Annotated in this window: 25 protein-coding genes; 17 read left to right on the plus strand and 8 right to left on the minus strand. The window is 69.0% G+C overall.

The genetic code is table 11. The features are described from left to right. Window positions 1–92: 92 nt before the first annotated feature. The 5 genes from mshA (at window position 93) to ABZ382_RS20305 (ending at window position 6,079) form a co-directional block, all read left to right on the plus strand. Complete coding sequence (gene mshA, locus ABZ382_RS20285) at window positions 93–1,457, plus strand: D-inositol-3-phosphate glycosyltransferase (protein ID WP_357090927.1); 1,365 nt, start codon at window positions 93–95, stop codon at window positions 1,455–1,457. Further along, window positions 1,454–2,032, plus strand: a complete 579-nt coding sequence (locus ABZ382_RS20290) for a YbjN domain-containing protein (RefSeq protein WP_357090929.1) — start codon at window positions 1,454–1,456, stop codon at window positions 2,030–2,032. The genes mshA and ABZ382_RS20290 overlap by 4 nt, the downstream gene beginning before the upstream one ends. 133 nt (window positions 2,033–2,165) lie before the next feature. After that, on the plus strand, window positions 2,166–3,047 hold the full coding sequence (locus ABZ382_RS20295) for an ROK family protein (protein WP_357090931.1): 882 nt from the start codon (window positions 2,166–2,168) through the stop codon (window positions 3,045–3,047). Window positions 3,048–3,051: 4 nt separating this feature from the next. After that, window positions 3,052–3,789, plus strand: a complete 738-nt coding sequence (locus tag ABZ382_RS20300) for a phosphoglyceromutase (RefSeq protein WP_357090932.1) — start codon at window positions 3,052–3,054, stop codon at window positions 3,787–3,789. 241 nt (window positions 3,790–4,030) lie between these two features. Continuing rightward, window positions 4,031–6,079, plus strand: a complete 2,049-nt coding sequence (locus ABZ382_RS20305) for a CocE/NonD family hydrolase (RefSeq protein WP_357090934.1) — start codon at window positions 4,031–4,033, stop codon at window positions 6,077–6,079. Window positions 6,080–6,168: 89 nt separating this feature from the next. Here ABZ382_RS20305 and ABZ382_RS20310 read toward each other — a convergent pair whose 3' ends face one another. The 3 genes from ABZ382_RS20310 to ABZ382_RS20320 form a co-directional block, all read right to left on the minus strand. Beyond that, window positions 6,169–7,206: a medium chain dehydrogenase/reductase family protein gene (locus ABZ382_RS20310; RefSeq protein WP_357090936.1), complete on the minus strand. Its 1,038-nt coding sequence runs from the start codon at window positions 7,204–7,206 to the stop codon at window positions 6,169–6,171. Window positions 7,207–7,285: 79 nt separating this feature from the next. After that, window positions 7,286–7,849 carry a TetR/AcrR family transcriptional regulator gene (locus tag ABZ382_RS20315; protein ID WP_357090938.1) on the minus strand — a complete coding sequence of 188 codons (564 nt, stop codon included), beginning with the start codon at window positions 7,847–7,849 and terminating at the stop codon, window positions 7,286–7,288. A 16-nt stretch (window positions 7,850–7,865) separates the two neighbouring features. After that, a complete protein-coding gene (locus tag ABZ382_RS20320) occupies window positions 7,866–8,543 on the minus strand; it encodes an NAD(P)-binding domain-containing protein (RefSeq protein WP_357090940.1) in 678 nt (225 codons plus the stop codon). A gap of 88 nt (window positions 8,544–8,631) precedes the next feature. Here ABZ382_RS20320 and ABZ382_RS20325 point away from each other — a divergent pair, with 88 nt between their 5' ends. From ABZ382_RS20325 to ABZ382_RS20335, 3 genes are all read left to right on the plus strand, one after another. Beyond that, window positions 8,632–9,018 (plus strand): helix-turn-helix domain-containing protein, encoded by a 387-nt coding sequence (locus tag ABZ382_RS20325; protein WP_357090942.1) that lies wholly within the window; start codon window positions 8,632–8,634, stop codon window positions 9,016–9,018. A 165-nt stretch (window positions 9,019–9,183) separates the two neighbouring features. Continuing rightward, window positions 9,184–10,434: an ATP-binding protein gene (locus tag ABZ382_RS20330; protein ID WP_357090944.1), complete on the plus strand. Its 1,251-nt coding sequence runs from the start codon at window positions 9,184–9,186 to the stop codon at window positions 10,432–10,434. Then, on the plus strand, window positions 10,431–11,120 hold the full coding sequence (locus tag ABZ382_RS20335) for a response regulator transcription factor (protein WP_357090946.1): 690 nt from the start codon (window positions 10,431–10,433) through the stop codon (window positions 11,118–11,120). Before ABZ382_RS20330 ends, ABZ382_RS20335 begins: the two co-directional genes overlap by 4 nt. 102 nt (window positions 11,121–11,222) lie before the next feature. Here ABZ382_RS20335 and ABZ382_RS20340 read toward each other — a convergent pair whose 3' ends face one another. From ABZ382_RS20340 to ABZ382_RS20360, 5 genes are all read right to left on the minus strand, one after another. Next, the gene (locus ABZ382_RS20340) at window positions 11,223–11,579 is read right to left on the minus strand and encodes a hypothetical protein (RefSeq protein ID WP_357090947.1); all 357 of its coding nucleotides are present in this window, start codon (window positions 11,577–11,579) and stop codon (window positions 11,223–11,225) included. Window positions 11,580–11,848: 269 nt separating this feature from the next. Then, a complete protein-coding gene (locus ABZ382_RS20345; protein ID WP_357090949.1) occupies window positions 11,849–12,397 on the minus strand; it encodes a hypothetical protein in 549 nt (182 codons plus the stop codon). 56 nt (window positions 12,398–12,453) lie between these two features. After that, complete coding sequence (locus ABZ382_RS20350; protein WP_357090951.1) at window positions 12,454–13,071, minus strand: hypothetical protein; 618 nt, start codon at window positions 13,069–13,071, stop codon at window positions 12,454–12,456. Window positions 13,072–13,123: 52 nt separating this feature from the next. Beyond that, entirely contained in the window at window positions 13,124–13,912 is a 789-nt protein-coding gene (locus ABZ382_RS20355; RefSeq protein WP_357090953.1) for a hypothetical protein, read from the minus strand. Between the two features lie 110 nt (window positions 13,913–14,022). Next, on the minus strand, window positions 14,023–14,886 hold the full coding sequence (locus ABZ382_RS20360; RefSeq protein ID WP_357091344.1) for a hypothetical protein: 864 nt from the start codon (window positions 14,884–14,886) through the stop codon (window positions 14,023–14,025). A gap of 119 nt (window positions 14,887–15,005) precedes the next feature. Here ABZ382_RS20360 and ABZ382_RS20365 point away from each other — a divergent pair, with 119 nt between their 5' ends. The 9 genes from ABZ382_RS20365 (at window position 15,006) to ABZ382_RS20405 (ending at window position 23,587) form a co-directional block, all read left to right on the plus strand. Beyond that, complete coding sequence (locus tag ABZ382_RS20365) at window positions 15,006–15,998, plus strand: Ppx/GppA phosphatase family protein (RefSeq protein WP_357090955.1); 993 nt, start codon at window positions 15,006–15,008, stop codon at window positions 15,996–15,998. Further along, window positions 15,995–17,773, plus strand: coding sequence for a hypothetical protein (locus tag ABZ382_RS20370; protein WP_357090957.1), 1,779 nt, complete (start codon window positions 15,995–15,997; stop codon window positions 17,771–17,773). The genes ABZ382_RS20365 and ABZ382_RS20370 overlap by 4 nt, the downstream gene beginning before the upstream one ends. A gap of 22 nt (window positions 17,774–17,795) precedes the next feature. After that, window positions 17,796–18,716 (plus strand): sugar phosphate isomerase/epimerase, encoded by a 921-nt coding sequence (locus ABZ382_RS20375; RefSeq protein ID WP_357091346.1) that lies wholly within the window; start codon window positions 17,796–17,798, stop codon window positions 18,714–18,716. A gap of 104 nt (window positions 18,717–18,820) precedes the next feature. Next, window positions 18,821–19,717, plus strand: a complete 897-nt coding sequence (locus ABZ382_RS20380; RefSeq protein WP_357090959.1) for a thioesterase family protein — start codon at window positions 18,821–18,823, stop codon at window positions 19,715–19,717. Window positions 19,718–19,744: 27 nt separating this feature from the next. After that, window positions 19,745–20,566 carry a pyrroline-5-carboxylate reductase gene (gene proC, locus ABZ382_RS20385; RefSeq protein WP_357090961.1) on the plus strand — a complete coding sequence of 274 codons (822 nt, stop codon included), beginning with the start codon at window positions 19,745–19,747 and terminating at the stop codon, window positions 20,564–20,566. A gap of 208 nt (window positions 20,567–20,774) precedes the next feature. Continuing rightward, on the plus strand, window positions 20,775–21,020 hold the full coding sequence (locus tag ABZ382_RS20390) for a helix-turn-helix domain-containing protein (RefSeq protein WP_154790969.1): 246 nt from the start codon (window positions 20,775–20,777) through the stop codon (window positions 21,018–21,020). Window positions 21,021–21,215: 195 nt separating this feature from the next. Next, window positions 21,216–21,317 (plus strand): AURKAIP1/COX24 domain-containing protein, encoded by a 102-nt coding sequence (locus tag ABZ382_RS20395; RefSeq protein ID WP_003402602.1) that lies wholly within the window; start codon window positions 21,216–21,218, stop codon window positions 21,315–21,317. A gap of 222 nt (window positions 21,318–21,539) precedes the next feature. Beyond that, window positions 21,540–22,571, plus strand: a complete 1,032-nt coding sequence (locus ABZ382_RS20400) for an NAD-dependent epimerase/dehydratase family protein (RefSeq protein ID WP_357091348.1) — start codon at window positions 21,540–21,542, stop codon at window positions 22,569–22,571. Further along, the gene (locus ABZ382_RS20405; protein ID WP_357090963.1) at window positions 22,568–23,587 is read left to right on the plus strand and encodes a lysophospholipid acyltransferase family protein; all 1,020 of its coding nucleotides are present in this window, start codon (window positions 22,568–22,570) and stop codon (window positions 23,585–23,587) included. The genes ABZ382_RS20400 and ABZ382_RS20405 overlap by 4 nt, the downstream gene beginning before the upstream one ends. The last annotated feature ends 1 nt before the right edge of the window (window position 23,588 follow it).

Genomic DNA, 23,588 nt, shown 5'->3' on the forward strand with positions numbered 1-23,588 from the left:
TGCATTCACGCTGACGAATATCCTTGTGAGTCAGGTCACTTGGGAAGGTAACCCGTGCATGGGGCGTTGTAACCCCCGTGCACACTGGAGTGGTGAGTCAACGCCCGGAGCTACGGCCCAATCGGATTGCCGTGCTATCGGTGCATACGTCACCCTTGGCGCAGCCCGGAACGGGCGACGCGGGCGGCATGAACGTCTACGTCCTGCAGACCGCTCTCGAACTGGCCCGCCGCGGCACCGAGGTGGAGATCTTCACCCGTGCCACCTCCTCCAATGACGAACCCGTCGTCGAGGCCGCGCCCGGCGTGCTGGTCCGCAATGTGGTCGCCGGGCCCTTCGAGGGGCTCGACAAGTTCGACCTGCCCACCCAGCTGTGCCCCTTCGCCGCGGAGGTGCTGCGCAGCGAGGCGCGCAACCTGCCCGGCCACTACGACCTGATCCACTCGCACTACTGGCTGTCCGGCCAGGTCGGATGGCTCGCGCGGGACCGCTGGCGGGTGCCGATGGTGCACACCGCGCACACGCTGGCCGCGGTCAAGAACGCCTTCCTGGCCGAGGGCGACTGCCCCGAGCCCGCGGTCCGCGAGATCGGCGAGAAGCAGATCGTCGCCGAGGCCGACCGGCTGGTCGCCAATACCGGCGAGGAGGCCCGCCAGCTCGTGGAGCTGTACGGCGCCGACCCCGAGCACATCGACGTGGTGTTGCCCGGCGCCGACCTGAGCCGCTACTTCCCCGGCGACAAGCTCGCCGCCCGCGCCGAGCTCGGCCTGCGCGCCGACGAGCGGATCGTCGCCTTCATCGGCCGCATCCAGCCGCTCAAGGCCCCCGACGTGCTGGTCCGCGCCGCCGCGCACCTGCTCGCCGAGGAGGCCGCGCAGCCGGTGCCGCCCGCCCGGCCGCTGCGCGTGGTGATCGTGGGCGGACCCTCCGGCAGCGGGCTGGAACGGCCCAACGCGCTCATCGAACTCGCTGCGGCCCTGGGTATCTCGGATCGCGTCACCTTCCTGCCGCCGCAGCCCGCACACCGGCTGGTGCAGGTGTACCGCGCCGCCGACCTGGTCGCGGTGCCCAGCTACAACGAGTCTTTCGGCCTGGTCGCCATCGAGGCGCAGGCCAGCGGCACCCCGGTGCTGGCCGCCGACGTGGGCGGGCTCGGCACCGCCGTCCGCGACGGGGTCTCCGGTCTGCTGGTTCCCGGCCACCGCACCCCGGACTGGGCGGACGCGCTGCGCGGCATGCTCGAGGACCCGGTCCGGCTCGAGCTCATGGGCGCGGCGGCGGTCGAGCACGCGGCCAACTTCTCCTGGGCGCACACCGCCGACGGGCTGCTGGACAGCTACTCGGCCGCGTTGTCGCAGGCTCGGGGCACCAGGGCGCGCGGTAGCCTGCATACCGACAGCAATCAGGCCAGATCGCAGTCGTTGTGGCGGCGGCGGACGGGAGCGGTACGCAGATGAGTGAGGTCGAGCGCGACTGGACGCCGCGCCCGCATGCCAGCAGCGGTGGTTTGAACGACGAAACCGCCCGGGCCACGGCACAACTCATCGACGACACGCTCCGCGACCGCGAGATCGAGTACTCGCGCGAGGCGCCCGACCTGTTCGCGGTGGTGCTGCCCGGCGAGCGCAAGCTGAAGACCGTCATCGGCGTCGGCGTCGGCAAGCACGGCGTGCGGATGGAATCCTTCGTCTGCCGCAAGCCCGACGAGAACTTCGAGGGCGTCTACAAATTCCTGCTGCGCCGCAATCGCCGCCTGTACGGCGTGGCGTACACCATCGACCGGGTCGGCGACATCTACCTCGTCGGGCGCATGGCCAACGACCGCGTCACCTCCGAGGAACTGGACCGTTGGTTCGGCCAGATCCTCGAGGCCGTCGACGCGGACTTCAACACCCTGCTCGAACTCGGCTTCGCCGAATCCATTCGCAAGGAATGGAAATGGCGGGTGTCGCGCGGCGAATCGCTGAAGAATCTGCGCGCCTTCGAACACCTCATCGAGGATGCCGACACGCTGCCCCGTATGCCGGGGTGAGAACCGATTTCGTGCCCGTAGGGGTACCTTGTCGGGGACATTCACAAGAGGTTCGGCTCACCACCGCGGGCACGCCATGCCAACTCGGACGAACCTGAGCCGTGCGCTGAAGTCTCGGAGAGGCGGGGGAGCCATGGTTTCGCTTGCGCTGGATATCGGAGCGACCAAATTCGCGGCCGCCCTGGTCGATTCGACGGGTGTGCCCGAGAAACCCCAGCGCGTCGACGTACCCGAATCCGGGGTGTGGGCGGCCTGCCGTGAATTACTCGGCGCCGTGGCCGCCGGGGAGACGGTGACCGCGGTCGGCATCGGTTCCGCGGGGCCGGTGGACGTCCCCGCCGGGGTGTGCGGCCCGCTCAATATCCCGGAATGGGCCGACGGCTTCCCCATCGTGGACGCGGTGCGGAAAGTGTTCCCCACGGCCGAGATTCGCTTCGCCCTCGACGGGGCCTGCCTGGCGCTGGCCGAACACCGGCTCGGCGCGGCGCGCGGCGCGAACAACGCGCTCTGCCTGACCGTGTCCTCGGGCATCGGCGGCGGGATCATCAGCGACGGCCGGGTCGTCATGGGCCGCACCGGCAATGCCGGGCACGTCGGCCACATCGTGGTGCCCGGCAACGAAGAGCCCTGCGCCTGCGGCGGATTCGGTTGTGTGGAGGCCGTCGGCAGCGGCAAGTCCGCGGTGCGGTGGGCCCGGCGGCAGGGGTGGGAGGGCGCGACCGGGGTGGAACTGGCGCAGGCCGCGCGTGACGGGGAGCCGCTCGCCCTGGAGGCGCTCGCCCGGGCCGGCACCGCCATCGGGACCGCCGTCGCCTCCGCGGCCGCGGTGCTCGACACCGATCTGGTCGTCATCGGCGGCGGCTTCGCGCAGTCCGGGGAGCCGCTGTGGCAGCCGCTGCGCGCGGCCGCGCTCGGCCACGCCCGCCTGCGTTTCCTGCGGGATCTGCGGGTCGTTCCCTCCGAACTCACTGATCAGGCCACCCTGCGGGGCGCGGCGCTGCTCGTGGGAGGATGACCCCATGACGTACACCCTCGTTTTGCTGCGCCACGGCGAGAGCGAATGGAATGCCCTCAACCTGTTCACCGGCTGGGTGGATGTTCGCCTCACCGACAAGGGTGTCGCGGAAGGCAAGCGTGCCGGCGAACTGCTCGCCGAGCACGGGATTCTGCCGGACATCGTCTACACCTCGCTGTTGCGCCGCGCGATCAGCACCGCCAACAACGCCCTCGACGCCTGCGATCGCCACTGGATTCCGGTGGTCCGCGACTGGCGTCTGAACGAGCGCCACTACGGCGCCCTGCAGGGCAAGAACAAGGCGGAGATCAAGGAGCAGTACGGCGAGGACCAGTTCATGCTGTGGCGCCGCAGCTACGACACCCCGCCGCCGCCGATCGAGGTCGACAGCGAGTACAGCCAGGACGGCGACCCGCGCTACGCGGGCATCGAGGTCCCCGCGACCGAGTGCCTCAAGGACGTCGTCGCCCGCATGGTCCCGTACTGGGAGGACACCATCGCGACCGATGTACGCGCCGGCAAGACCGTTCTGGTTGCCGCGCACGGTAATTCGCTGCGCGCGCTGGTGAAGCACCTGGAGAACATCTCCGACGAGGACATCGCCGGGCTGAACATCCCGACCGGTATTCCGCTGAAGTACGAACTCGACGAGAACCTGCGCCCGCTCGGCGCCGGCGTCTACCTCGACCCGGAGGCCGCCGCGGCCGGCGCTGCCGCCGTCGCGAGTCAGGGCGGGAAATAGTTTCGCCCTGAAACACTCGAAATAATGCCCCGGCCAATCCGATTGGCCGGGGCATTATTGTCTCAGGATTCGACTGTGATACCCATCACGCTACGTAACCGTAGGGTATTTCGGTGTCGCGCAAAAGAATTTGCCGGGGGTCCGTGCATTCAAATCAGTACCTGTAACCGGGGTTTGCAACTTACTTCCCAGTAGATATGCTGCTGGTCGTTCGACATCCGCGAGAGGTAGATCACGTTCGATGAAGCACGCGCTACAGGCCACGGTGTTAGCCGCCACGGCCGCTCTGCTCCTGCCTTTGACCGGCATCACCGCCGATGCCATCGTCCCGACCGGACCCGATGGCGGCGCCGCCGGCGCGGCCTGGACCGCCACCGAGGACGGGCCGCAGCAGTACCCCAACGTCTTCATCGAATGGGACGTCCCGATCACCATGAGTGACGGCACCGTCCTCAAGGGCAACGTCTACCACCCGGCCGACGCCGCGGGCCGTCCCATCGACACCCCGACGCCGACCGTGCTGAACATGACGCCCTACACCAAGCTGGTGTCCAACGTCGCCGACAGCGCCTTCTCCATTCCGGGTCTGTCCGACGCGCTCCTGAACGTCTTCCGCAACATCCACCTCGACGGCACTCCGCTCACCGGTTTCGGTGAACTGCTGAACGCGGCGGGCAACGGCGAACTCCGCAACTTCTCCGTCGACCGCCAGCTCATCAAGTCCGGGTACACGCAGGTCGTCGTGGACGTGCGCGGCACCGGATTCTCGCAGGGCGAGTGGGACATGCTGCGCGGCCGCGAGCAGCAGGACACCGTCGAGACCATCGACTGGGCCTCCAAGCAGAGCTGGTCCAATGGCCGCATCGGCATGAGCGGGCTGTCCTACAGCGCCATCAACCAGGTGCAGGCGGCCGAGAAGCAGCCGCCCGCGCTGAAGGCCATCTTCCCGATCGTGCCCGGCAGCGACCTCATCGACGACGTGCTCGCGCCCGGCGGCGGCTTCGGCTTCAACTTCATCCCGCTGTGGCTGAGCGCCATCAACGGCCTCAAGTGGGTGCCGGACCTGGCCTCCGTCGCCGCGGGCACCTTCGACTTCAAGTGGCTGCAGGATCGCGTCAACGATCCCTTCGGCTACCTCGACGTGCTGATGTCGGCCTACACCTCCACCACCATGGACAGCCTCGACCCGCGCGTGAAGGACATGCTCAACGGGTTCACCCAGGACCGCCAGGCCTGGCTCGGCGACCCCAGCCGCATCCAGATCCCGACCTTCGTGACCGGCGGCTGGCACGACCTGTTCACCTACTCGGAATCCAAGATCTACAACCAGATTCCGCTGCCGCCCGGCCAGAAGCAGCTGCTCATGGGCAACACCTACCACGTCACCTCCGGTGCGGACGTCAACCGCGTCGGCGCCCCGCCGCGCCTGGACGTGCTGCAGCGCGCCTGGTTCGACAAGTGGCTCAAGGGCATCGACAACGGCATCGACGGCTACGGTCCGGTGACCCTCAAGACCCAGGGCGGCGGCTGGGACACCCAGGGCGGATTCGGGCCCACCGCACCGGCTTCCGAGGCCGCCGACTACCGGCGCATGTACCTCTCCGCGCAGCCCTCCGGCACCGCGAACAGCCTGCACGACGGCTCGCTCACCGCGGCCGCCAACGGTGACGGCGACCGGCTCACCGTCGCGCCCGGCCTGTCCACCGTCTGCTCCAACGACGCCGCCCAGGCCACCGCGGGCATCCTCAACCTGATCGACGGCTGCTCCAAGGACTCCCGCGTCGCCGAGACCAACGCGCTCACCTTCACCAGCGCGCCGGTCGCCGAGGCCACCACCATCTCGGGCCCGATCGCGGTGCACCTCAACACCGTTCAGGACGCCGCCGACGGCTACTGGACCGTCACCGTCAACGACGTCGCCCCCGACGGCCAGTCCACCGTGCTGACCTCCGGCGAGCTCATGGCCTCGCTGCGCCAGGTCGACGAGGACCGCAGCAGCCGCTCCCCGAACGGCGACTACACCGACCCGCGCGCCTTCACCTCCCTGGACAAGCGCCAGGAGACCGTGCCCGGCGAGGCCACCACCCTCGACATCGCCCTCGGCGGCACCCAGGCCGTCCTGCAGCCCGGCCACCGCCTGCGCGTGGACGTGTTCGCGGGCAACTTCCCCAAGGGCCTGCCCATCCTCCCGATGCTCATCGACACCGGTCTGAAGCCGCAGCACCTGCAGCTCGACCCGGAGCGTCCGAGCTTCGTGAACATCCCGGTCCGCGGCAACACCGGCTGGTGACACCGCCCTACCGGGATTGAATCCCCGAGCGTGCACAACGGCGTGCACGCCCGGGGTTTTTTCTTTCCGGCCGTGGGCGGCCGGACGTCTCAGGACTCGGGGTCGGCGACGATCACGACTTTGCCGGTGACGGTGCCGGATTCGGCGAGGGTGAGCGCCCGGGGGGCCTCCCGCAACGGGATTCGGGCCGCGATCTGCGGGCGCAGCGCGCCGCGCTCGGCCAGGTCGAGGACCGCGCCCAGATCCGTCGCGAGGCGCGCCTGGAACCGGGAACGCCGGCGGCGGCCCGCCCAGATGTTGTAGAAGGACGCACTCCGCTTGTTGGGCAGCGCATTCCACCACAGCAGGCGGGCGAACAGCTTCAGCACCGGCAGCCGGGAACTGCCCTCCTCGTCCTTGGTGGCGGCGCTGCCGTAGGAGACGAGGGTGCCGCCGGGCGCGAGCAGCGCGAACGAGTCCACGATGCCGGGACCGCCGACATGATCGAAGACCGCGTCCACCCCGCCCGGCGCGAGCGCGCGCACCTGGGCGGCCACATCCCCGCGATAGTCGACCGGCAGGGCGCCGAGCTCGGCCACCGCGTCGGCGTTGCGCGCCGACGCGGTTCCGATCACCCGGATTCCCGCCGCGCGCGCCAGCTGTACCAGCGTCGACCCGACGCCGCCGTTCGCGCCGTGCACCAGGATGGTCTGCCCCGTACGGGCTTTCGCCTTCCCGTACAGCATCTGCCAGGCGGTGATGCCGTTCACGACGAAGGTCTCCGCGGCGTCCGCGGCCAGACCCTCGGGCACCGGCACCAGATCGTCCGCGGGCACCGCGAGATGGCTGCTCCAGCCGCCGATCTTGGTCAGCGCCGCGACCCGGCCGCCGACCAGCGCCGGATCGACCCCGGCCCCCACGGCCGCGACCACACCGACGACGTCGTAGCCGGGCACGAACGGAAACGCGGGCTGGTCATAGTATTTGCCGCGCCGCATCTGCTGCTCGGCGAAGGACACCCCGGTCGCCTCCATGCGGACCAGCGCCTCGCCGGGGCCGGGTTGCGGCAATTCGCGTGTGGTGATGGTCAGGCCCTCCGGCTCGACGCATCCGGGCAGCACTACTTCGGTGGCGATGATGTTCGACATGGGTCGATCCCTTCCGGGTGTGTGATTGGTCAATCACTCTTGGGTTGAAGAAAACGCCCTCGTGAGAGGGCGTGAGTAGTCAGTCGAAGTGGCGGATGCCGGCGGTCAGGGTGGCGGCCCAGGCGCCGTCGCCGGCATCCAGGCCGAGGGTCGTGATCAGGTGGCACAACTGCCCGTAGGCCATGAACCGCTGGACCTGTTCGCCGGTCGCGCCGGAACGGGTTTCGGCGAACTCGGTGACCCGCCGCAGGCCGCGGCGCACGGCCTCGGCGATCTCGGGCACATCGGCCGCCGACAGGGCGTGCACCTGCAGCATGAGCAGGCTCTTGTCCGCGATCAATTCGGCGTAGGCCCCGCCCATCTCGTACAGCGCCTGCTCCGGATCGCCGCCCGGGGTCCGGGCGGCGCCGGTCGCCAGGGCGCCCTCGACCCGTTCGAAACAGCGGTCCAGGGCGGCGACGAACAACTCCACCTTGCTGGGGAAGAGCTTGAACACGTACGCGGGCGAGATTCCCGCCGCGGCGGCGACCGTATTGATCGGCGTCCCGTGGAATCCCGTCTTGGCGAACTCGGTGATCGCCGCGTCCAGCACGGCATCCCGTCGAACGTCCGAAGTGGAGAGTGCGATCCCGCGTCTGCTCATGTGAGTGACTGTACACTCACTCTCCGGAATTCCGCCAGCCCTCCGGCTCGTCGGGAACGGCGAAGGCCGCTTCCAGCGGCGGGAACAGGGCACGGGCATCGTGACCGGCGAACCAGAGGCCCACCACGAAAGCCGCGGTGGCCTCCAGATATCGGGACCGGGACAGGCCGCCCGCGCGGATCGGGCGCAGCTTCAGGTCTTCGGCGAGACCGGACACGAGCGCCATCGCCGCCTCGTCATCGCCGCAGAGCGGCACCGTCAGGGGTCGGCCGTCGAATTCGCGATCCGGGCCCGCCCACACCTCGGCGGCCAGCAGATTGAACGCCTTCACGACCTGGGCGCCGGGCACCGCGGCCGAGATACGTTCGGCCACCGCGGGTTCGGAGAGACCGAAGCCGCCGGTGTCCGGGGCGAAGGCATTCGTGCAGTCGATCAGAGTGCGCCCGGTGAGGGCCGCGCGCTGGTCGGTGAGGATGTCCGTCAACGCGGCCACCGGCACGGCCAGCAGCGTGGCGTCGCCGAAATTCGCCGCCTCTGCCACGGTGGCGGGCCGGGCGGCGGACCCGATCGCGGCCGCGGCCTCCATCGCCCGCGTGGAAGTCCGTGCGCCGACCACGATCTCGTGCCCGGCCGCGGCCCAGCCGCCGCCGAGAGCGCGGGCCAGCTGCCCGGCCCCGATGATTCCGATTCGCATGTCATCTCCTTGGTGTGGCGTGTGATGACGACGCTAGGAATTCCGAAGCGCACTCCCGGGTGCCCAACGGCGGTGGCAGGGTGGAGTCATGACGGTCGAGAGCATCGAACCGGTGCGGTTCGCCGAATACGGCGGCCGCGAATCGGACTGCCCCGCGCGGCTGGCGGTAGACGTATTCGGCAATTCATGGCTGACAGTGATCGTTTACACACTTCGGGAGGGTCCGATGCGCCCGGTGGAATTGCGCCGCGCCATCGGCGGCATCAGTCAGAAGATGCTCACCCAGACCCTGCGGCGCATGCAGGCGATGGGATTGCTGGAACATCGCCGATACGCGGAAGCGCCACCGCGCGTTGAGTATTCGCTGACCCCCGCGGGCCGTGATCTGCTGATTCCGATCTTCGCGCTGGGGGAGTGGGCCGACCGTCACGGCGACACCGTGCGCACCGCCCTCTACGGCGATCCCGAGGACTGAACCGCCGCCGCGAAAGCGGTTGCCACAAAGGCGCTCACCGGCCGCGACACGCTGACCGAACATCGCGTGAACACGGGGCTAACACGGGTGGAAGGACCTATGACCTGCGTGAAACTTCCTGCACCCGGGGTTTGACCGCGCGTCGGCGACCGTACGATTCAAAGTGTGAGCGTTCCACAGGCCGTGCTTTTGGCAGTCCTGGCGGCCGTAGTAGGACTGGCCGTCGGCGGACTGCTCATTCCGTATGTGAACGCTCGCCAGGAGCGGATGCGTGCCGCCACCGACACCGGGCTGACCATGTCCCAGGTGCTGGACCTGATCGTGCTCGCCTCCGAATCCGGCATCGCCGTCGTCGACCAGTACCGGGACGTGGTCCTGGTCAACCCGCGGGCCGAGGAGCTGGGCGTGGTCCACGACCGCCTGCTCGACGAGCGCGCCTGGGCCGCGGTCGAACAGGTGCTGGCCGGGGGCCAGGACGTCGAGTTCGAGCTGACCGCCAAGATTCCCATGCCCGGCCGCGCCCGCCTCGCTGTCCGAGGAGTTGCCCGGCCGCTCTCCCAGGAGAATCCGAACTTCGTGGTGCTGTTCGCGGACGACGACTCCGAACAGGCCCGCATGGAGAACACCCGCCGCGACTTCGTCGCCAATGTGAGCCACGAACTCAAGACCCCCGTCGGGGCCATGAGCTTGTTGGCCGAGGCGTTGCTGGAATCCGCCGACGATCCCGACTCGGTCCGGCACTTCGGTGAACGCCTGCACGGCGAGGCCCGCCGCATGGGCAAGATGGTCACCGAGCTGATCGCGCTGTCGCGCCTGCAGGGCGCCGAACGGCTGCCCGACCTCGAGGCCGTCGACGTCGACTCCGTGGTCACCCAGGCCATCGAACGCTCCCGCACCACCGCCGAGGCCGCGGGTATCACCGTGTCCACCGACGCGGGCAGCGGCCTCGAGGTGCTCGGCGACCAGACCCTGCTGGTGACCGCGCTGTCCAACCTGGTCGAGAACGCCATCGCGTACTCCCCGCGCGGCTCCCACGTATCGGTGAGCCGGGCGCTGCGTGGCGGCTACATCAATATCGCCGTCACCGACCGCGGCATCGGCATCTCCAAGGAAGACCAGGAGCGCGTCTTCGAACGCTTCTTCCGGGCTGACAAGGCGCGCTCGCGTGCCACCGGCGGTACCGGCCTCGGGCTGGCTATCGTCAAGCACGTGGCCGCCAACCACAACGGTGAGATCACCCTGTGGAGCAAACTGGGCACCGGATCGACGTTCACCCTGCGCATCCCGGCCCACCCTGCCGATTCCAACGGGCAGGTCGACAAGAGACTTGCCACCGGTGTTCCGGTGGCCAAGAAGGAAAACGGCACGCGCCCCCTCGGGCGGGCCAGAACCAACGGTGTGGAGGCAACCCGATGACGAGTGTGCTGATCGTCGAGGACGAGGAGTCGCTGGCCGATCCGCTCGCGTTCCTGCTGCGCAAGGAGGGGTTCGAGGTCACCGTGGTGGGCGACGGCCCGTCCGCGCTGGCCGAGTTCGACCGCTCGGGCGCGGACATCGTCTTGCTCGACCTCATGCTCCCCGGTATGAGCGGCACCGACGTGTGCAAGCAGCTGCGGGTGCGCGGCAGCGTCCCGGTCATCATGGTGACCGCGCGCGACAGCGAGATCGACAAGGTGGTCGGCCTGGAACTGGGCGCCGACGACTACGTCACCAAGCCCTACTCCTCGCGCGAGCTGATCGCGCGCATCCGGGCCGTGCTGCGCCGCGGCGCCGGTGAGGAGCCCGACAACGGCAGCGAGACCGCGGTGCTCGAGGCCGGCCCGGTGCGCATGGACGTGGACCGCCACACCGTGCAGGTGAACGGCAAGGCGGTGACGCTGCCGCTCAAGGAATTCGACCTGCTCGAATACCTGCTGCGCAATTCCGGGCGCGTGCTCACCCGCGGACAGCTCATCGACCGCGTCTGGGGCGCCGATTACGTCGGCGACACCAAGACCCTCGACGTGCACGTGAAGCGCCTGCGCTCGAAGATCGAAGCCGATCCGGCCAAGCCCGAGCACCTGGTCACCGTGCGCGGCCTGGGCTACAAGCTGGAAGCCTAGAAACATCCCGAACGCAGAACCCGCCCGCTTCGAATTCACGAAGCGGGCGGGTTCCGTCTTTCTCCCCGACCAGTTTCCGGGCTTCCCCGTTCGGTCGGCGAATTACGCGTTGGGGTCGGTCTTCATGGTGTAGACCCACGCCGGGCCGAGGCCGGGCAGTTCCTGCTTCTCCAGGATGATCCAGCCCAGGCCGGGGTTGTCCTGCTGCATGCAGTCGTACCACGCGACGTCCGCGCCATTGCCGCGGCAAGCGATGGTGTGGCTGGTGCCGTAGGGGCTCACCACGATCTGCTTGCCGGCGTCCTTCGCGCCCAGCACGGCCGGGTCGTTGTACACGACGAAATCGGCGGTGCGATCGGAGAACGCGGTCGGATCGGTGTTATCGGCGAAGGCCTGCGGGGCAATGGAGATAACCGCACCGGCGGTCAGGGCGGAGACGGCGAGGATTTTCTTGATCATGGCCACGATGTCTAACACGCTCCGGTGAATTCGCAATAGCGGATCGATGTCGTGGGCACTTCCGGGTATTCACAACGCGAGGTCATCGGACCGGCGGTTATGCGAAATATACTTCTGTGCAGCCTGATTGGATTGTCTCCGACCGGCACCGTTTGTTCACCTTCCGGACACTATGACGCGCGCCGCAGCGTCGAGACCCACGCCACAAACGAGAACGGGCGCGTCGGGTTCCGGAGAACCCGACACGCCCGATCGCGTAAGGCGATTCGCTAGCTGCTGCCGAACAGGCCGCTCAGCAGACCACCCACCAGCTTGCCCGCGCTACCGGTCGCGCTGCCGGAGCCGATGCTGCCACCGCCGCCGGTCGACGGCTTGGTGGTGGTCGGAGCCGTCGTGGTCGGCGCCGTGGTGGTGGTCGGCGGGGTCGTCGTGGTCGGCGGGGTGGTGGTGCCGCCCGCCACGTTCACGATCAGGGTCTGCGTGCTGCTGCCCTGCGAGGCCGTGATGATGTGCTGGCCCGGCGTGGTGGGCTTCCAGGTGACGCTCGAGTGGCCCACCGGCCACGGGATGATGCCGACGCCGTCGGTCAGGCTCGCGCCGTTGTCGTTCCAGTTCACCAGCAGCCCGATCGACGCACCGGACAGATCGGCGCTGAGGGTGTAGGTGCCCCCGACCGTCGGCGCGCTGTCGGACACGGTGATCACGTCGACGGTGGCGTTCGCCGCCGGCGCCGTCGTCAGAGCCATCGCGGCGCCGGCGGCCACCGCGATGCCGGACAGGCCGGCGCCGATCACTCGGCGAGAAGTGTTGCTGTGCATGGGTTCTCCTGCGTTGTTTCTGGTGCTGCGGTCCCGAGAAACCGGGGGAGTTCCGGTCAGAGGCCGAAGGGCAGGCCGTTGGCGCTGCCCGTACCGCCACCGCTCGGAGCCGGGGTGGTCGTCGACGGGGGAGCCGTCGTCGTCGCCGGCGGAGTGGTGGTGGGGTCGGTGGTGGTCGTGGTCGGCGGCACCGTGGTGGTGGTCGTCGGCGGGACCGTCGTGGTGGTGGTCGGCGGCACGGTGGTGGTCGTGGTCGGCGGCACCGTGGTCGTGGTGGTCGGCGGCGCGGTCGTCGTGGTGGTTCCGCTGCCGACATTCACCACCAGGGACTTGGTGGAGCTGCCCTGGGACAGGGTGATGACGTGCTGGCCGGGGCTGGCCGGGGTCCAGTCGGTGCTGGAGTGGTACGGCGGCCACGGCACTTTGGAGGCCGGGCTGGTGATGGGGTTGCCGTTGTCTTCCCAGTAGACGAGGAGGCCGAAGGATGCGCCGGAGAGGTCGGCGCTGAGGGTGTAGGTCTGGCCGACGGTCCAGTTCGAGCCCGAGATGGTGATCGAGTCGACGGTCGCGTGCGCGGCGGGGGCCTCGTGGGTCTGCAAGGCCAGGGCGCCGCCGGTGACGACGGCGAGGCCCGCCAACCCGGCGCCGAGGCGCCGGACGGTGGTGGTGCGCATGGGTACTCCTGTGTGCAACAAGGGGTTCGGAGAAGGTCGGGGACCGAGTGGGTCAGAGACCGAAAGGCAGGCCGTTGGCGCTACCGGTGCCGCCGCCGCTGGGCGCGGGAGTGGTCGTGGTCGGCGGGGCCGTGGTGGTGGTCGGCGGGGCCGTGGTGGTACTCGGATCCGTCGTCGTGGTCGGCGGGACCGTGGTCGTGGTGGTCGGATCCGTGGTGGTGGTCGGGGGGACCGTGGTGGTCGTGGTCGGCGGCACCGTGGTCGTGGGATCCGTGGTGGTCGTCGGCGGCACCGTGGTGGTGGTCGGCGGGACCGTGGTCGTGGTGGTCGGATCCGTGGTGGTGGTCGGGGGGACCGTGGTGGTCGTCGTGGGCGGCACCGTGGTCGTGGTCGGCGGGACCGTGGTGGTGGTCGTCGGCGGCACGGTGGTCGTGGTGGTCGGCGGCGCGGTCGTGGTGGTGATTCCGCTGCCGACGTTCACGATCAGCGATTTGGTGGAGCTGCCCTGTTTGAGGGTGATGTTGTGCTGACCGGCGGTGGTGGGGGTCCAGTCGGTGCTGGAGTGGTACGGCGGCCACGGCACTTTGGAGGCCGGGCTGGTGATGGGGTTGCCGTTGTCTTCCCAGTAGACGAGGAGGCCGAAGGATGCGCCGGAGAGGTCGGCGCTGAGGGTGTAGGTCTGGCCGACGGTCCAGTTCGAGCCCGAGATGGTGATCGAGTCGACGGTCGCGTGGGCTTCGGGAGCCTCGTGCGTGGCGAGGACCGCCACGGCGCCGGTCGCGATGGCCAGTGCGGCCAGTCCGGCGCCGAGGTGGCGGCCGCCCAAGGGGAATGTGCTCACTATGCGTACTCCTGTGCTGCGACCCCCGAGGTAGGTAGGGGTCCGACGCACAGTAAGCGAGCAGTGATGTGAAATTAGGTGTTTTCAGAAAACTACTGGCAAGTATTCCGCTACTTCTTCGCGGACTGGATCTTCTTCGGTGCGTTCGCGCTGGTCACCGGCTTGGCGGCGGCTGCCGCGGCCTTCTCCTCCGCGATGGCCGTCGCCGGGTGCACCGCGACGATGCCCAGGCCCTGCCGCCGACGGCAGTGCGCGGCCAGCTCGTCGTAGGCGGGCTTGCCGATCAGCTCGATCAACTCGGGCGCGTAAGCCTCCCATACCGGCCGGGTGCCGACGTGCGCATCCGGGGAGCCGGTGCAGTACCAGTTCAGGTCCAGGCCGCCCGGGCCCCAGCCGCGGCGGTCGTACTCGCCGATCGCGGTGCGCAGGATCTCCACGCCGTCGGGCCGGTCCACCCACTCCTGGGTCCGGCGAATCGGCAGCTGCCAGCACACCTCCGGCTTCACGGTGAGCGGCTCCAGGCCCTTGCGCAGCGCCATGGTGTGCAGCGCGCAGCCGATGCCCTCGCTGAAACCGGGCCGGTTGAGGAAGATGCATGCGCCGTCGACACGCCGGGTGCGCAGCGCGGGTTCGTCGTCGAGGTCGTCCTCTTCGAGGTACAGCTTCTTGCGGACCCGGCCCTGATCGTCGGTCGCCTCGCCCATGAGCTGCCAGTCCTCGGGTGTGAGCATTTTCACAGCCTTGTGCAGCTTCTTGCCGTCCTCCTCGTCGGAGAGGAACGCGCCGTGCGAGCAGCAGCCGTCGTTCTCGCGGCCGTCGATGATGCCCTGACACGCCGGTGTGCCGAACACGCAGGTCCAGCGCGAGAGCAGCCAGGTCAGATCCGCCGCGATCAAATGCTCGTCATTTGCTGGATCGACGAATTCGATCCATTCGCGCGGGAAGTCGAGTTCTACTTCGGGCGTCGGGTCGATCTTCGCCGCTGGTCGCAGCCCGGTCGGTCCGCTCGCCGATGCCCCTGTCGTCACAATGCGGAACGCTAACAGCTCAGTCGCCTGGCCAGAAGTCCTGACGCACCCAGTACCGTGTTCATGTGCGGCTCGGTGTACTCGACGTGGGAAGCAATACCGTCCACCTGCTCGTGGTGGACGCGCATCGTGGTGGACACCCGATGCCGATGAGTTCGACGAAGTCGGCCCTGCGGCTGTCGGAGAACATGGACGACCTGGGCCGGATCACGCCCACGGGATCCAGTCGGCTGACCGCCACGGTAGCCGAATTCGCAAGTATCGCAAAGACTTCCGGTTGCGTGGAGCTGATGGCCTTCGCCACCTCCGCGGTCCGCGAGGCCACCAACTCCGATGAGGTGCTGGCCCGGGTCCGCGCCGAGACCGGCGTCAATCTGCAGGTGCTCTCCGGGGTCGACGAGGCCCGCCACACTTTTCTCGCGGTCCGCCGCTGGTACGGCTGGAGTGCCGGGCGGATCCTGAACCTCGATATCGGCGGCGGCTCGCTCGAGATGAGCAATGGCGCCGACGAGGTGCCGGACGTGGCGCTGTCGCTGCAATTGGGCGCCGGCCGCCTCACCCGGGACTGGCTGCGCAACGACCCGCCGGGCAAGCGCCGGGTCGCGGTGCTGCGCGACTGGCTCGACGCCGAGCTGGTGCTGCCCAGCAAGCAACTGCTCGAGGTGGGCCGCCCGGATCTGGCCGTCGGCACCTCCAAGACCTTCCGCTCGCTGGCCCGGCTGACCGGCGCCGCCCCCTCTGTTGCGGGACCCCGTGTGCGGCGTACCCTGACCAGTTCCGGCCTGCGGCAGCTGATTGCGTTCATATCGAGAATGACAGCCGCCGACCGGGCAGAATTGGAAGGCGTAAGTTCTGATCGGTCACAACAACTCGTGGCCGGTGCGCTGGTCGCGGAGGCGAGTATGCGGGCACTGTCCCTGGACACGCTCGAAATCTGTCCCTGGGCGCTGCGAGAGGGATTGATCTTGCGCAAATTGGATACCGACCTTGATAGCGAACCGATAGCCGGCGGCCCTGACAGCGGCCTGACGGGCCCGATCGAAACGGTGTCTCGATGACCGAGGATTCAAGTCAGCTGTCCGTCGCCGAGCTACTGGCGCGGAACGGGCAGCAAGGTGGCGGCTCCGCGAGCGGTGGGGGTCGCAGACGCCGAAGCGGTCGGGGCATTTCCGTTGCCGAACTGACCGGTGACATTCCGATCGTGCCCGGATCGTCCTCCCATGCCGCGCCGGACGAGGAAGCCGTCGCCGAACCCGAACCCGCCGCCACTGAATCGGACTATTCCAACTATTCGAACTTCTCGAATTACTCCGACTTTTCCACTCCCGCGGCCCCGCCCCCGCCGGACTATTCGTCCTATTCGGTAGCCGAGCCCGAACCCGCCTATTCGCCGCTCTCCGGGCCTATCTCGTACTACGACCCGCTGGCCCCCGCCCCGCAGCCGCCGTCCCTACCCGAGCCGTCCGGCCAGAGCTGGTCCGCCGGTCTGGACTGGCCTCCCACCGAAACCCCGGCCCCGGCCCCCGTCGAGCCCCGCTCCGGCCGCCGCCGCAAGCCCGATCCGCTGGACTCCGACTTCGCACTCGACGGCCTGGGCGCCGAACCGCCCGCCCCGCCCGCACCCCGCGAGGGCGGTCGCCGCCGCCGCTACGACCCCGAGGAAGACACCACCGACGAGGTGCGCCCCTTCCGCGGCGACACCGGCTCGCGGGCCGACAGCGGCGTCCTGGGCGACAACGGCGCGACCCGCGACGCCGCCTCGGACGCCATGCGCGACATCGCCGCCCGCGCCGGACGCGACTCGCGCACCCAGTTCAACCCGGCGGTGGCCCGCCCGCCGTTCGAGGACCACACCCAGTTCAACCCGGCCGCTCCCGCATGGTCGCCGACGCCGGGGCCCGAGCCGCTCCCGCACGCTCCGCACCAGGACCGTCCCGCCTTCGAACCGCCGCAGGCCGCCGGCGCCCCGCCGATGTCGCGCTCGGCCCGCAGGCACGCCGAGGCCCAGTCGCAGCGGCAGCCGGCCCTCGAACCGCAGCCCGCACCGCCGTTCGGGGATCGCCGCGGCGGTGTCGATCACGGCGCGGCCACCGGGCTGCCGGAGTGGTCGGCGCGAAGACGGCCGGGACCCGACGCCGAACCGGACCGCGGCGATCAGGCCGCGGTGCCGACCGCCGCGTGGTCCTCGCTCGCCGACGACGATCAGCAGCTGCTGTCGGGCCAGTCGGTCGCCGGGGATCTGCTGCGCGACGCCCAGCAGCGCGAGGACGAGCGCGCCGAACGGAATGCGCGAAACGCGGGCAAACGCCGCGGCTTCGGTTCCCGGGGCCGGGGGGCGGTCGCGCCGGAGCCCGAGCCCGACGACCACCTCACCGACTTCTACGAGCCGCTCGACGAGGACGACTACGACGACTACGACGACGAGCCCGAGTCGTCGATCGGCGCGCGGTTCTCCGCGCTCACCCGGAAGGCGGGCGCCCTCACCCGCAAGGCCGGTCGCGGCACGGCCGCCGGGCCCGCGCGGTCGCGGGCCGCGGGCGCGCGGTCGGCGGGCCGGTCCGACGAGGACGAGCACCGCCGGCAGTGGCTGATGATCGCCGGCCAGAGCGTGGGCGCCGCAGTCGCGGGCATGTTGCTGTTCAAGGGCTTCGAACGCATGTGGGAAGTGCTCCCGTGGGTTGCCCTGGCCCTGGCCATGGTCGTGATCCTCGGCCTGGTCGCATTGGTGCGCGTGCTGCGCCGCACCGATGACATTTTCAGCACTGTGATTGCCGTCGTCGTAGGCGTCTTCGTGACGCTCGGACCGCTAGCCTTTCTACTCAGTACGAACTGAGCAGGGAGCGGCAGTGGGGAATATCGTGCAAGCGCAGGGGGCGAGCACCGAGGGCCGGGCGGGGCGCGGGGAAGTCCGGGTCGGGCTGTCGACGGCGTCGGTGTATCCGGAGAACACCGAGGCGGCGTTCCGGTACGCGGCCGAACTCGGTTACGACGGTGTCGAACTCATGGTCTGGGCGGAACCGGCCAGCCAGTCCATTTCCACCGTGCAGCATTTCGCGCACAAATACGACATGCCGGTGCTGGCCGTCCACGCCCCGTGTCTGCTGATCTCGCAACGGGTCTGGGGGTCGGACCCGATCGCGAAGCTCACCCGCAGCGTGCACACCGCCGAGGCGCTGGGCGCGGCCACCGTGGTGGTGCACCCGCCCTTCCGCTGGCAGCGCCGCTACGCCGAGGGCTTCGCGAAACAGGTTGCGGAACTGGAGAATTCGTCGCCGGTGGCGGTCGCGGTGGAGAACATGTTCCCGATGCGCGCCGACACCCTGCTGCGCGGCAGCTCGATCGACCGGCTGCGCCGCCGCGGCGGGCCCGGGCCGTCGATCACCACCTTCAGCCCCTCCTACGACCCGACCGAGACCGGCTACCGTCACTACACCCTGGACACCTCGCACACCGCGACCGCGGGTGTGGATCCGCTGATGCTGGCGCAGCGCATGGGCTCGGGCCTGACCCATCTGCATCTCGCCGACGGCCGCGGCGCCGCCACCGACGAGCACCTGATCCCGGGGGAGGGCACCCAGCCGGTGGCCGAACTCTGTGACATGTTGATGCGCAACGGTTTCGACGGTCAGGCGGTCATCGAGGTGAACACCCAGATGGCTCGCACCACGATGGATCGGGCGGCCATGCTGGATCGGGCGCTGTCCTTCGCGCGGGAGCATCTGAACGGATTCTCGCCCGCGCCGACGCCGGAGCCGACGGCAGCGCATCGCGGCTGAGTCTTCTCATTCGGCCCGGTTGCCGGGGTGATTCATCCCACGACCCGTCCGGAATTTTCACCGGGTCCGTTTACGCTGTACAAAATCCAGCGAAAGGACAGCGGATGACCACGGAGCTGACCGTCGACCCGACGTCGACGAGCGAATTGGCCGACGCGCCGTTCAGTCGCGTCTGCACGCTGACCGAACTCGACGCGACCACCCCCGGCGCCGGGCGCTTCGCGGGATCCATCGAGCCCACCTGGACCATCGGCGACAAACTGCACGGCGGCACCATGGTCGCGGGCAGCGCCGCCGCGGCCACCGAATGGCTGCGCCGTACGGCCCCCGAGCAGGCCGCCATGTTCCCCATCTCGGCCAGCACCGACTTCCTCGGCGCGCCGGTCCCCGGCGCGGTCGAGTACGAGGTCCGCACCCGCAAGCTGGGCCGCCAGATCGCCCTCGTCGACGCGAGCCTGATCCAGGACGGCCGCACCCTCGTGCACACCGCCCTCACGTTCAGCCACCTTGACGACGGGGATCCGCAGTACGCCGCCGACCACGTCGGCGACATGCCCGCGGAACCGCCCGCCGACGCGCTCTTCTACGACGACCGCAACCCCATGGGCAAGATCGTGCACGTGGCCCGGGGCTCCTCGGTCGCCCTCGATCCGACCTGGGCCCGCTTCCTCGCGGGCGAGAAGTCCGAACCCCGTCTGCGCCTGTGGATCCGCCCCTTCGCGGGCGACGAGCAGGACCCGGACGTGTCCGCCTTCTTCGCCCTCATGTCCGCCGACATGAGCCCGCCGGTCCCGATGAACCTCGGTCACTTCGGCTGGGCCCCCACGGTCCAGCTCACCACCTACCTGCGCCGCCGCCCGGCCCCGGGCTGGCTGCGCGTCATCGCGAAGGCCCGCGAGGTCGGCAACCGCATGTTCGACGAGGACCAACTCGTCATCGACTCCACGGGCGCGATCGTGGCCCAGAGCCGCCAGCTGGCCTTGATCCCCCAGCCGAGGTAATCGCCTGCCCCGCTAGCCTTGAGAGCTATGACGAGGATTGCGGTAATCGGTGGGGGTCGGATCGGGGAGGCGCTGATCGCGGGCCTGCTCGAGTCCGGGCAGGCGAACAAGGATCTGGTGGTGGTCGAGCCGGTGCGGGCGCGCGCCGAGGCGCTGGCGGACCGGTTCGGGATCCGCGCCACCGACGACATCGCCGATGCCGGCAAGTCGGCCGACCTCATCGTGATCGCGGTGAAGCCCAACGATGTCGACGCGGTCCTGATCGAGCTGGGCAAGGCCGAGCTCGGCGCGGCCGACCACGATCAGGTGCTGGTGTCGCTGGCGGCCGGGGTGACCACCGCGCGCATGGAATCCAAGCTGCCCGCCGGCTTCCCGGTCGTGCGGGTCATGTCGAACACCCCGATGCTGGTCGGCCAGGGCATGAGCGCCATCGCCCCCGGCCGCTACGCCCGCAAGGAGCAGCTGGGTCTGGTCACCGAGATGCTGGAGTCGGTGGGCAAGGCGGTGACCGTCTCCGAGGCGCAGATGGACGCTGTCACCGCGGTGTCCGGTTCGGGTCCGGCGTACTTCTTCCTGATCGTCGAGGCGATGATCGACGGCGCGGTGGGCCTGGGCCTGACCCGCGACGTGGCCACCCAGTTGGTGACGCAGACGCTGCTCGGTTCGGCCGCGCTGCTGGAGGAGTCGGGTCAGTCTGCCGTGGAATTGCGCGCGGCCGTCACATCGCCCGCGGGGACCACCGCGGCGGGCCTGCGGGAGTTGGAGCGGGGTGCGGTGCGATCGGCTTTCCACGATGCGTTGCACGCCGCAAAACGCCGTTCCGCCGAACTCGGTGCGATCGCGGACTAACGTTGACAGTGGGTGAGTGTGCTCCCCACTTTCCAATACTGCTCGGTTGCTAGTTTGCTGCCGTAGGCCGACTCGCCACAGCAAAGGCTGATTTCTCACACCCGTCGCAGCAATCCCACTGGTCCCGCTAAGCTTCAAGGAGCACGTGCGTGTCTGTTCCGCCGGTGGGGAAGCCGGCGGCGCGGACGTGCCGGAGGTCAGTGGCGCAATGATGTCTGGAAACAGCCAAGCGAGGTCCGGAAACAGCCCAATCACCGCGGGATCCGTCATCGGAGGGGGAACGCAGTTCCTCACCGTTGCCGAGGTCGCGAATCTGATGCGGGTTTCCAAAATGACGGTGTACCGGTTGGTGCATTCGGGAGAGCTGCCCGCGGTGCGGGTGGGGCGTTCCTTCCGGGTGCACGCCAAGGCGGTGCACGACTATCTGGAGACGTCCTACTTCGATGCGGGGTAGTACGGCCCGATAACCGATCGGCCCCACCCGTTTCGTTCGCCCGAGAGTGGCCCGGTAGCATGAACCGGCATCCTGTACGTGCCGGTGGTGCCGCCGGGTCCATCTCGGCCCGTATCGGGTAGGGACTGTGCAGGGTCAGACAGTGTGCACCCCGCGGAAGCGGGGATGACCCGAGAGAACGCGAGGAACAACCCTATGGGTTCTGTGATCAAGAAGCGCCGCAAGCGCATGTCGAAGAAGAAGCACCGCAAGCTGCTTCGCCGCACGCGCGTGCAGCGCAGAAAACTCGGCAAGTAAGCCGCTGCGTCGTAGCTGGAAGCCCGTCACCGTCGGTGGCGGGCTTTCGTTCTTCACGGGTGAGCGAACTCATCGTTAGATCCTGGTTAATACCCTTCGAATGCCCCCTACTCGCCGGTTACCCTGGGAGCGGGAAAAACGCCCGATGACAATTCAAGGCATGGGGGCTAGGTGGGATCCGGAGTGGCAGGGACTCGGGACGGGCAACCGCCCAAGGTGGTGATGGTGACCGGCGCGAGCCGGTTCTTCGGCGGCAATGTGGTGGCCCGGTTGGCGGCCGACCCGGCCGTCGAACGCATCATCGCCGTGGACGCCAAACAGCCCAGCCGCGAGCTGCTGCGCCGTATGGGCCGCGCCGAATTCGTGCGCGCCGATATTCGTAATCCGTTGATCCGCAAGGTTATCGACGGCAATCAGGTCGATACGGTGGTGCATCCCGCCGCGCTCTCGCGCCCGCCCTCGGGTGGCGGCCGGGCCGCGATGAAGGACATGAACGTCCTCGGCGCCATGCAGCTGTTCGCCGTGTGCCGCAAGGCTTCCAGCGTGCGGCGGGTGGTGGTGCGTTCCTCCTCCGCCGTCTACGGATGCAGCGCCAAGGACCCGGTGAAGTTCACCGAGGAGATGAGCGCCCGCACGCCGCCGCGCGGCTGGTTCGCGCGGGACATGATCGAGGTGGAGGGTTTCGTGCGCGGGCTGGCCCGGCGGCGGCCCGACATCTCGGCGGCCATCCTGCGGTTCCCGCCGATCGTGGGCCCGCAGCTGGCCAAACGGGGTGTGCAGTATTTCCGCTCGCCGATCACGCCGACCATTCTGGGACGGGATCCGCGTATGCAGCTGCTGCACGAGGAGGACGGCATCGCCGCCCTGGTGCACGGGGCCATGACGGCCCCGGGGGGCACCTACAATGTGGCTGGGGACGGCGCGATGGCGCTGTCGCAGGCGATCCGGCGGGCCGGGCGGGTCGAGCTCCCGGTCCCGTACTCGGTCTTCCGCAGTGTCGGGCGCACCGTGATGGGCCCGGTGATGCGGGAGTTCACCGCCGAGCAGATCGACTACTTCCATTTCGGTTGTGGTCTGGACACCACCCGGATGCGGACCGAACTGGGCTTCGGTCCGCGCTGGACCACGGTGCAGGCTTTCGACGACTTCATAGGGGGCGCAGCGTTGCGGCCCGTGATCGATCCCGCGTGGATCGACGCCGCAGAGAACAAACTTCTCGGCCTGCTCGGGGCCGGGACGGGAGCGCACCAATGAGTGATGTAGCGAAGGTGATTCGACTTCACGACGTGGACTTCGAGGCGCGGCACAGTCGCCCGTCGCGGGTGTGGCCGGCGGGGGAACCGGCGCTCACCCCGGTGACCTCGCTGACCGATCGGCTCGCCGAGGTCGAAGCGCGTCAGCCCAAGTCGCTGGGGGAGATGATCCGGGGAACCGTGGCCGACGGGGTCCGCTACACGGCCGACTTCGCCCGCCGCCGCCTCACCGGCGACTACCAGGTCGACGAGTTCGGCCTGGACGAGCACCTGCTGGAATCGGTGATCCTGCCGATGCTGCGGCCGCTGTCGGACCTATGGTTCCGGGTCGAGGTGTCGGGTATCGAGAACATTCCCGAGGTCGGCGGCGCGCTGATCGTGGCCAACCACGCGGGCACGGTGCCGCTGGACGGGCTGATGCTGCAGCTGGCCGTGCACGATCGGCACCCCAAGCAGCGTGCGCTGCGACTGCTGGCCGCCGACCTGATCTTCGAGACGCCGCTGCTGGGCGGGCTGGCCCGCAAGGCGGGGCACACCCTGGCCTGCCCCGCGGACGCCGAAAGGCTTTTGCGCGCGGGTGAAGTCGCGGGTGTTTTCCCCGAGGGCTACAAGGGCGTCGGCAAGCCGTATTCGGACCGCTACAAGTTGCAGCGTTTCGGCCGTGGCGGTTTCGTGTCGGCGGCGGTGCGCACCGGGGTGCCGATCATTCCGTGCTCGATCGTGGGTTCGGAGGAGATCTATCCGAAGCTGGCCGATATCAAGCCTTTGGCGCGGCTGCTCGGTATTCCGTATTTCCCTGTGACGCCGCTGTTTCCGCATCTGGGTCCGCTCGGCGCGATTCCGTTCCCGTCGAAGTGGTACATCCAATTCGGCGAGCCGATTTCCACCGCCGGATACGAGCCCGCGGACGCCGATGATCCGATGACGATGTTCGAAATCACCGATCAGGTCCGCGAAACCATTCAGGGCTCGCTGTACAAGAATCTGATCAAGCGCCGGAATCCGTTCACCGGCTGAA

The organism is Nocardia sp. NPDC005825 (assembly GCF_040630175.1).
In the GTDB taxonomy this organism is placed as follows: Bacteria; Actinomycetota; Actinomycetes; order Mycobacteriales; family Mycobacteriaceae; genus Nocardia.

Bases quoted from the DNA above. Each gene is read 5' to 3' on its own strand.
- proC (WP_357090961.1), top strand. From the start codon at position 19,745: ATGACGAGGATTGCGGTAATCGGTGGGGGTCGGATCGGGGAGGCGCTG.
- ABZ382_RS20345 (WP_357090949.1), bottom strand. From the start codon at position 12,397: ATGCACAGCAACACTTCTCGCCGAGTGATCGGCGCCGGCCTGTCCGGC.
- ABZ382_RS20405 (WP_357090963.1), top strand. From the start codon at position 22,568: ATGAGTGATGTAGCGAAGGTGATTCGACTTCACGACGTGGACTTCGAG.
- ABZ382_RS20335 (WP_357090946.1), top strand. From the start codon at position 10,431: ATGACGAGTGTGCTGATCGTCGAGGACGAGGAGTCGCTGGCCGATCCG.
- ABZ382_RS20305 (WP_357090934.1), top strand. From the start codon at position 4,031: ATGAAGCACGCGCTACAGGCCACGGTGTTAGCCGCCACGGCCGCTCTG.
- ABZ382_RS20350 (WP_357090951.1), bottom strand. From the start codon at position 13,071: ATGCGCACCACCACCGTCCGGCGCCTCGGCGCCGGGTTGGCGGGCCTC.
- ABZ382_RS20390 (WP_154790969.1), top strand. From the start codon at position 20,775: ATGATGTCTGGAAACAGCCAAGCGAGGTCCGGAAACAGCCCAATCACC.
- ABZ382_RS20370 (WP_357090957.1), top strand. From the start codon at position 15,995: ATGACCGAGGATTCAAGTCAGCTGTCCGTCGCCGAGCTACTGGCGCGG.
- ABZ382_RS20395 (WP_003402602.1), top strand. From the start codon at position 21,216: ATGGGTTCTGTGATCAAGAAGCGCCGCAAGCGCATGTCGAAGAAGAAG.
- ABZ382_RS20320 (WP_357090940.1), bottom strand. From the start codon at position 8,543: ATGCGAATCGGAATCATCGGGGCCGGGCAGCTGGCCCGCGCTCTCGGC.
- ABZ382_RS20290 (WP_357090929.1), top strand. From the start codon at position 1,454: ATGAGTGAGGTCGAGCGCGACTGGACGCCGCGCCCGCATGCCAGCAGC.
- ABZ382_RS20295 (WP_357090931.1), top strand. From the start codon at position 2,166: ATGGTTTCGCTTGCGCTGGATATCGGAGCGACCAAATTCGCGGCCGCC.
- ABZ382_RS20315 (WP_357090938.1), bottom strand. From the start codon at position 7,849: ATGAGCAGACGCGGGATCGCACTCTCCACTTCGGACGTTCGACGGGAT.
- ABZ382_RS20300 (WP_357090932.1), top strand. From the start codon at position 3,052: ATGACGTACACCCTCGTTTTGCTGCGCCACGGCGAGAGCGAATGGAAT.
- ABZ382_RS20380 (WP_357090959.1), top strand. From the start codon at position 18,821: ATGACCACGGAGCTGACCGTCGACCCGACGTCGACGAGCGAATTGGCC.
- ABZ382_RS20400 (WP_357091348.1), top strand. From the start codon at position 21,540: ATGGTGACCGGCGCGAGCCGGTTCTTCGGCGGCAATGTGGTGGCCCGG.
- ABZ382_RS20310 (WP_357090936.1), bottom strand. From the start codon at position 7,206: ATGTCGAACATCATCGCCACCGAAGTAGTGCTGCCCGGATGCGTCGAG.
- ABZ382_RS20325 (WP_357090942.1), top strand. From the start codon at position 8,632: ATGACGGTCGAGAGCATCGAACCGGTGCGGTTCGCCGAATACGGCGGC.
- ABZ382_RS20340 (WP_357090947.1), bottom strand. From the start codon at position 11,579: ATGATCAAGAAAATCCTCGCCGTCTCCGCCCTGACCGCCGGTGCGGTT.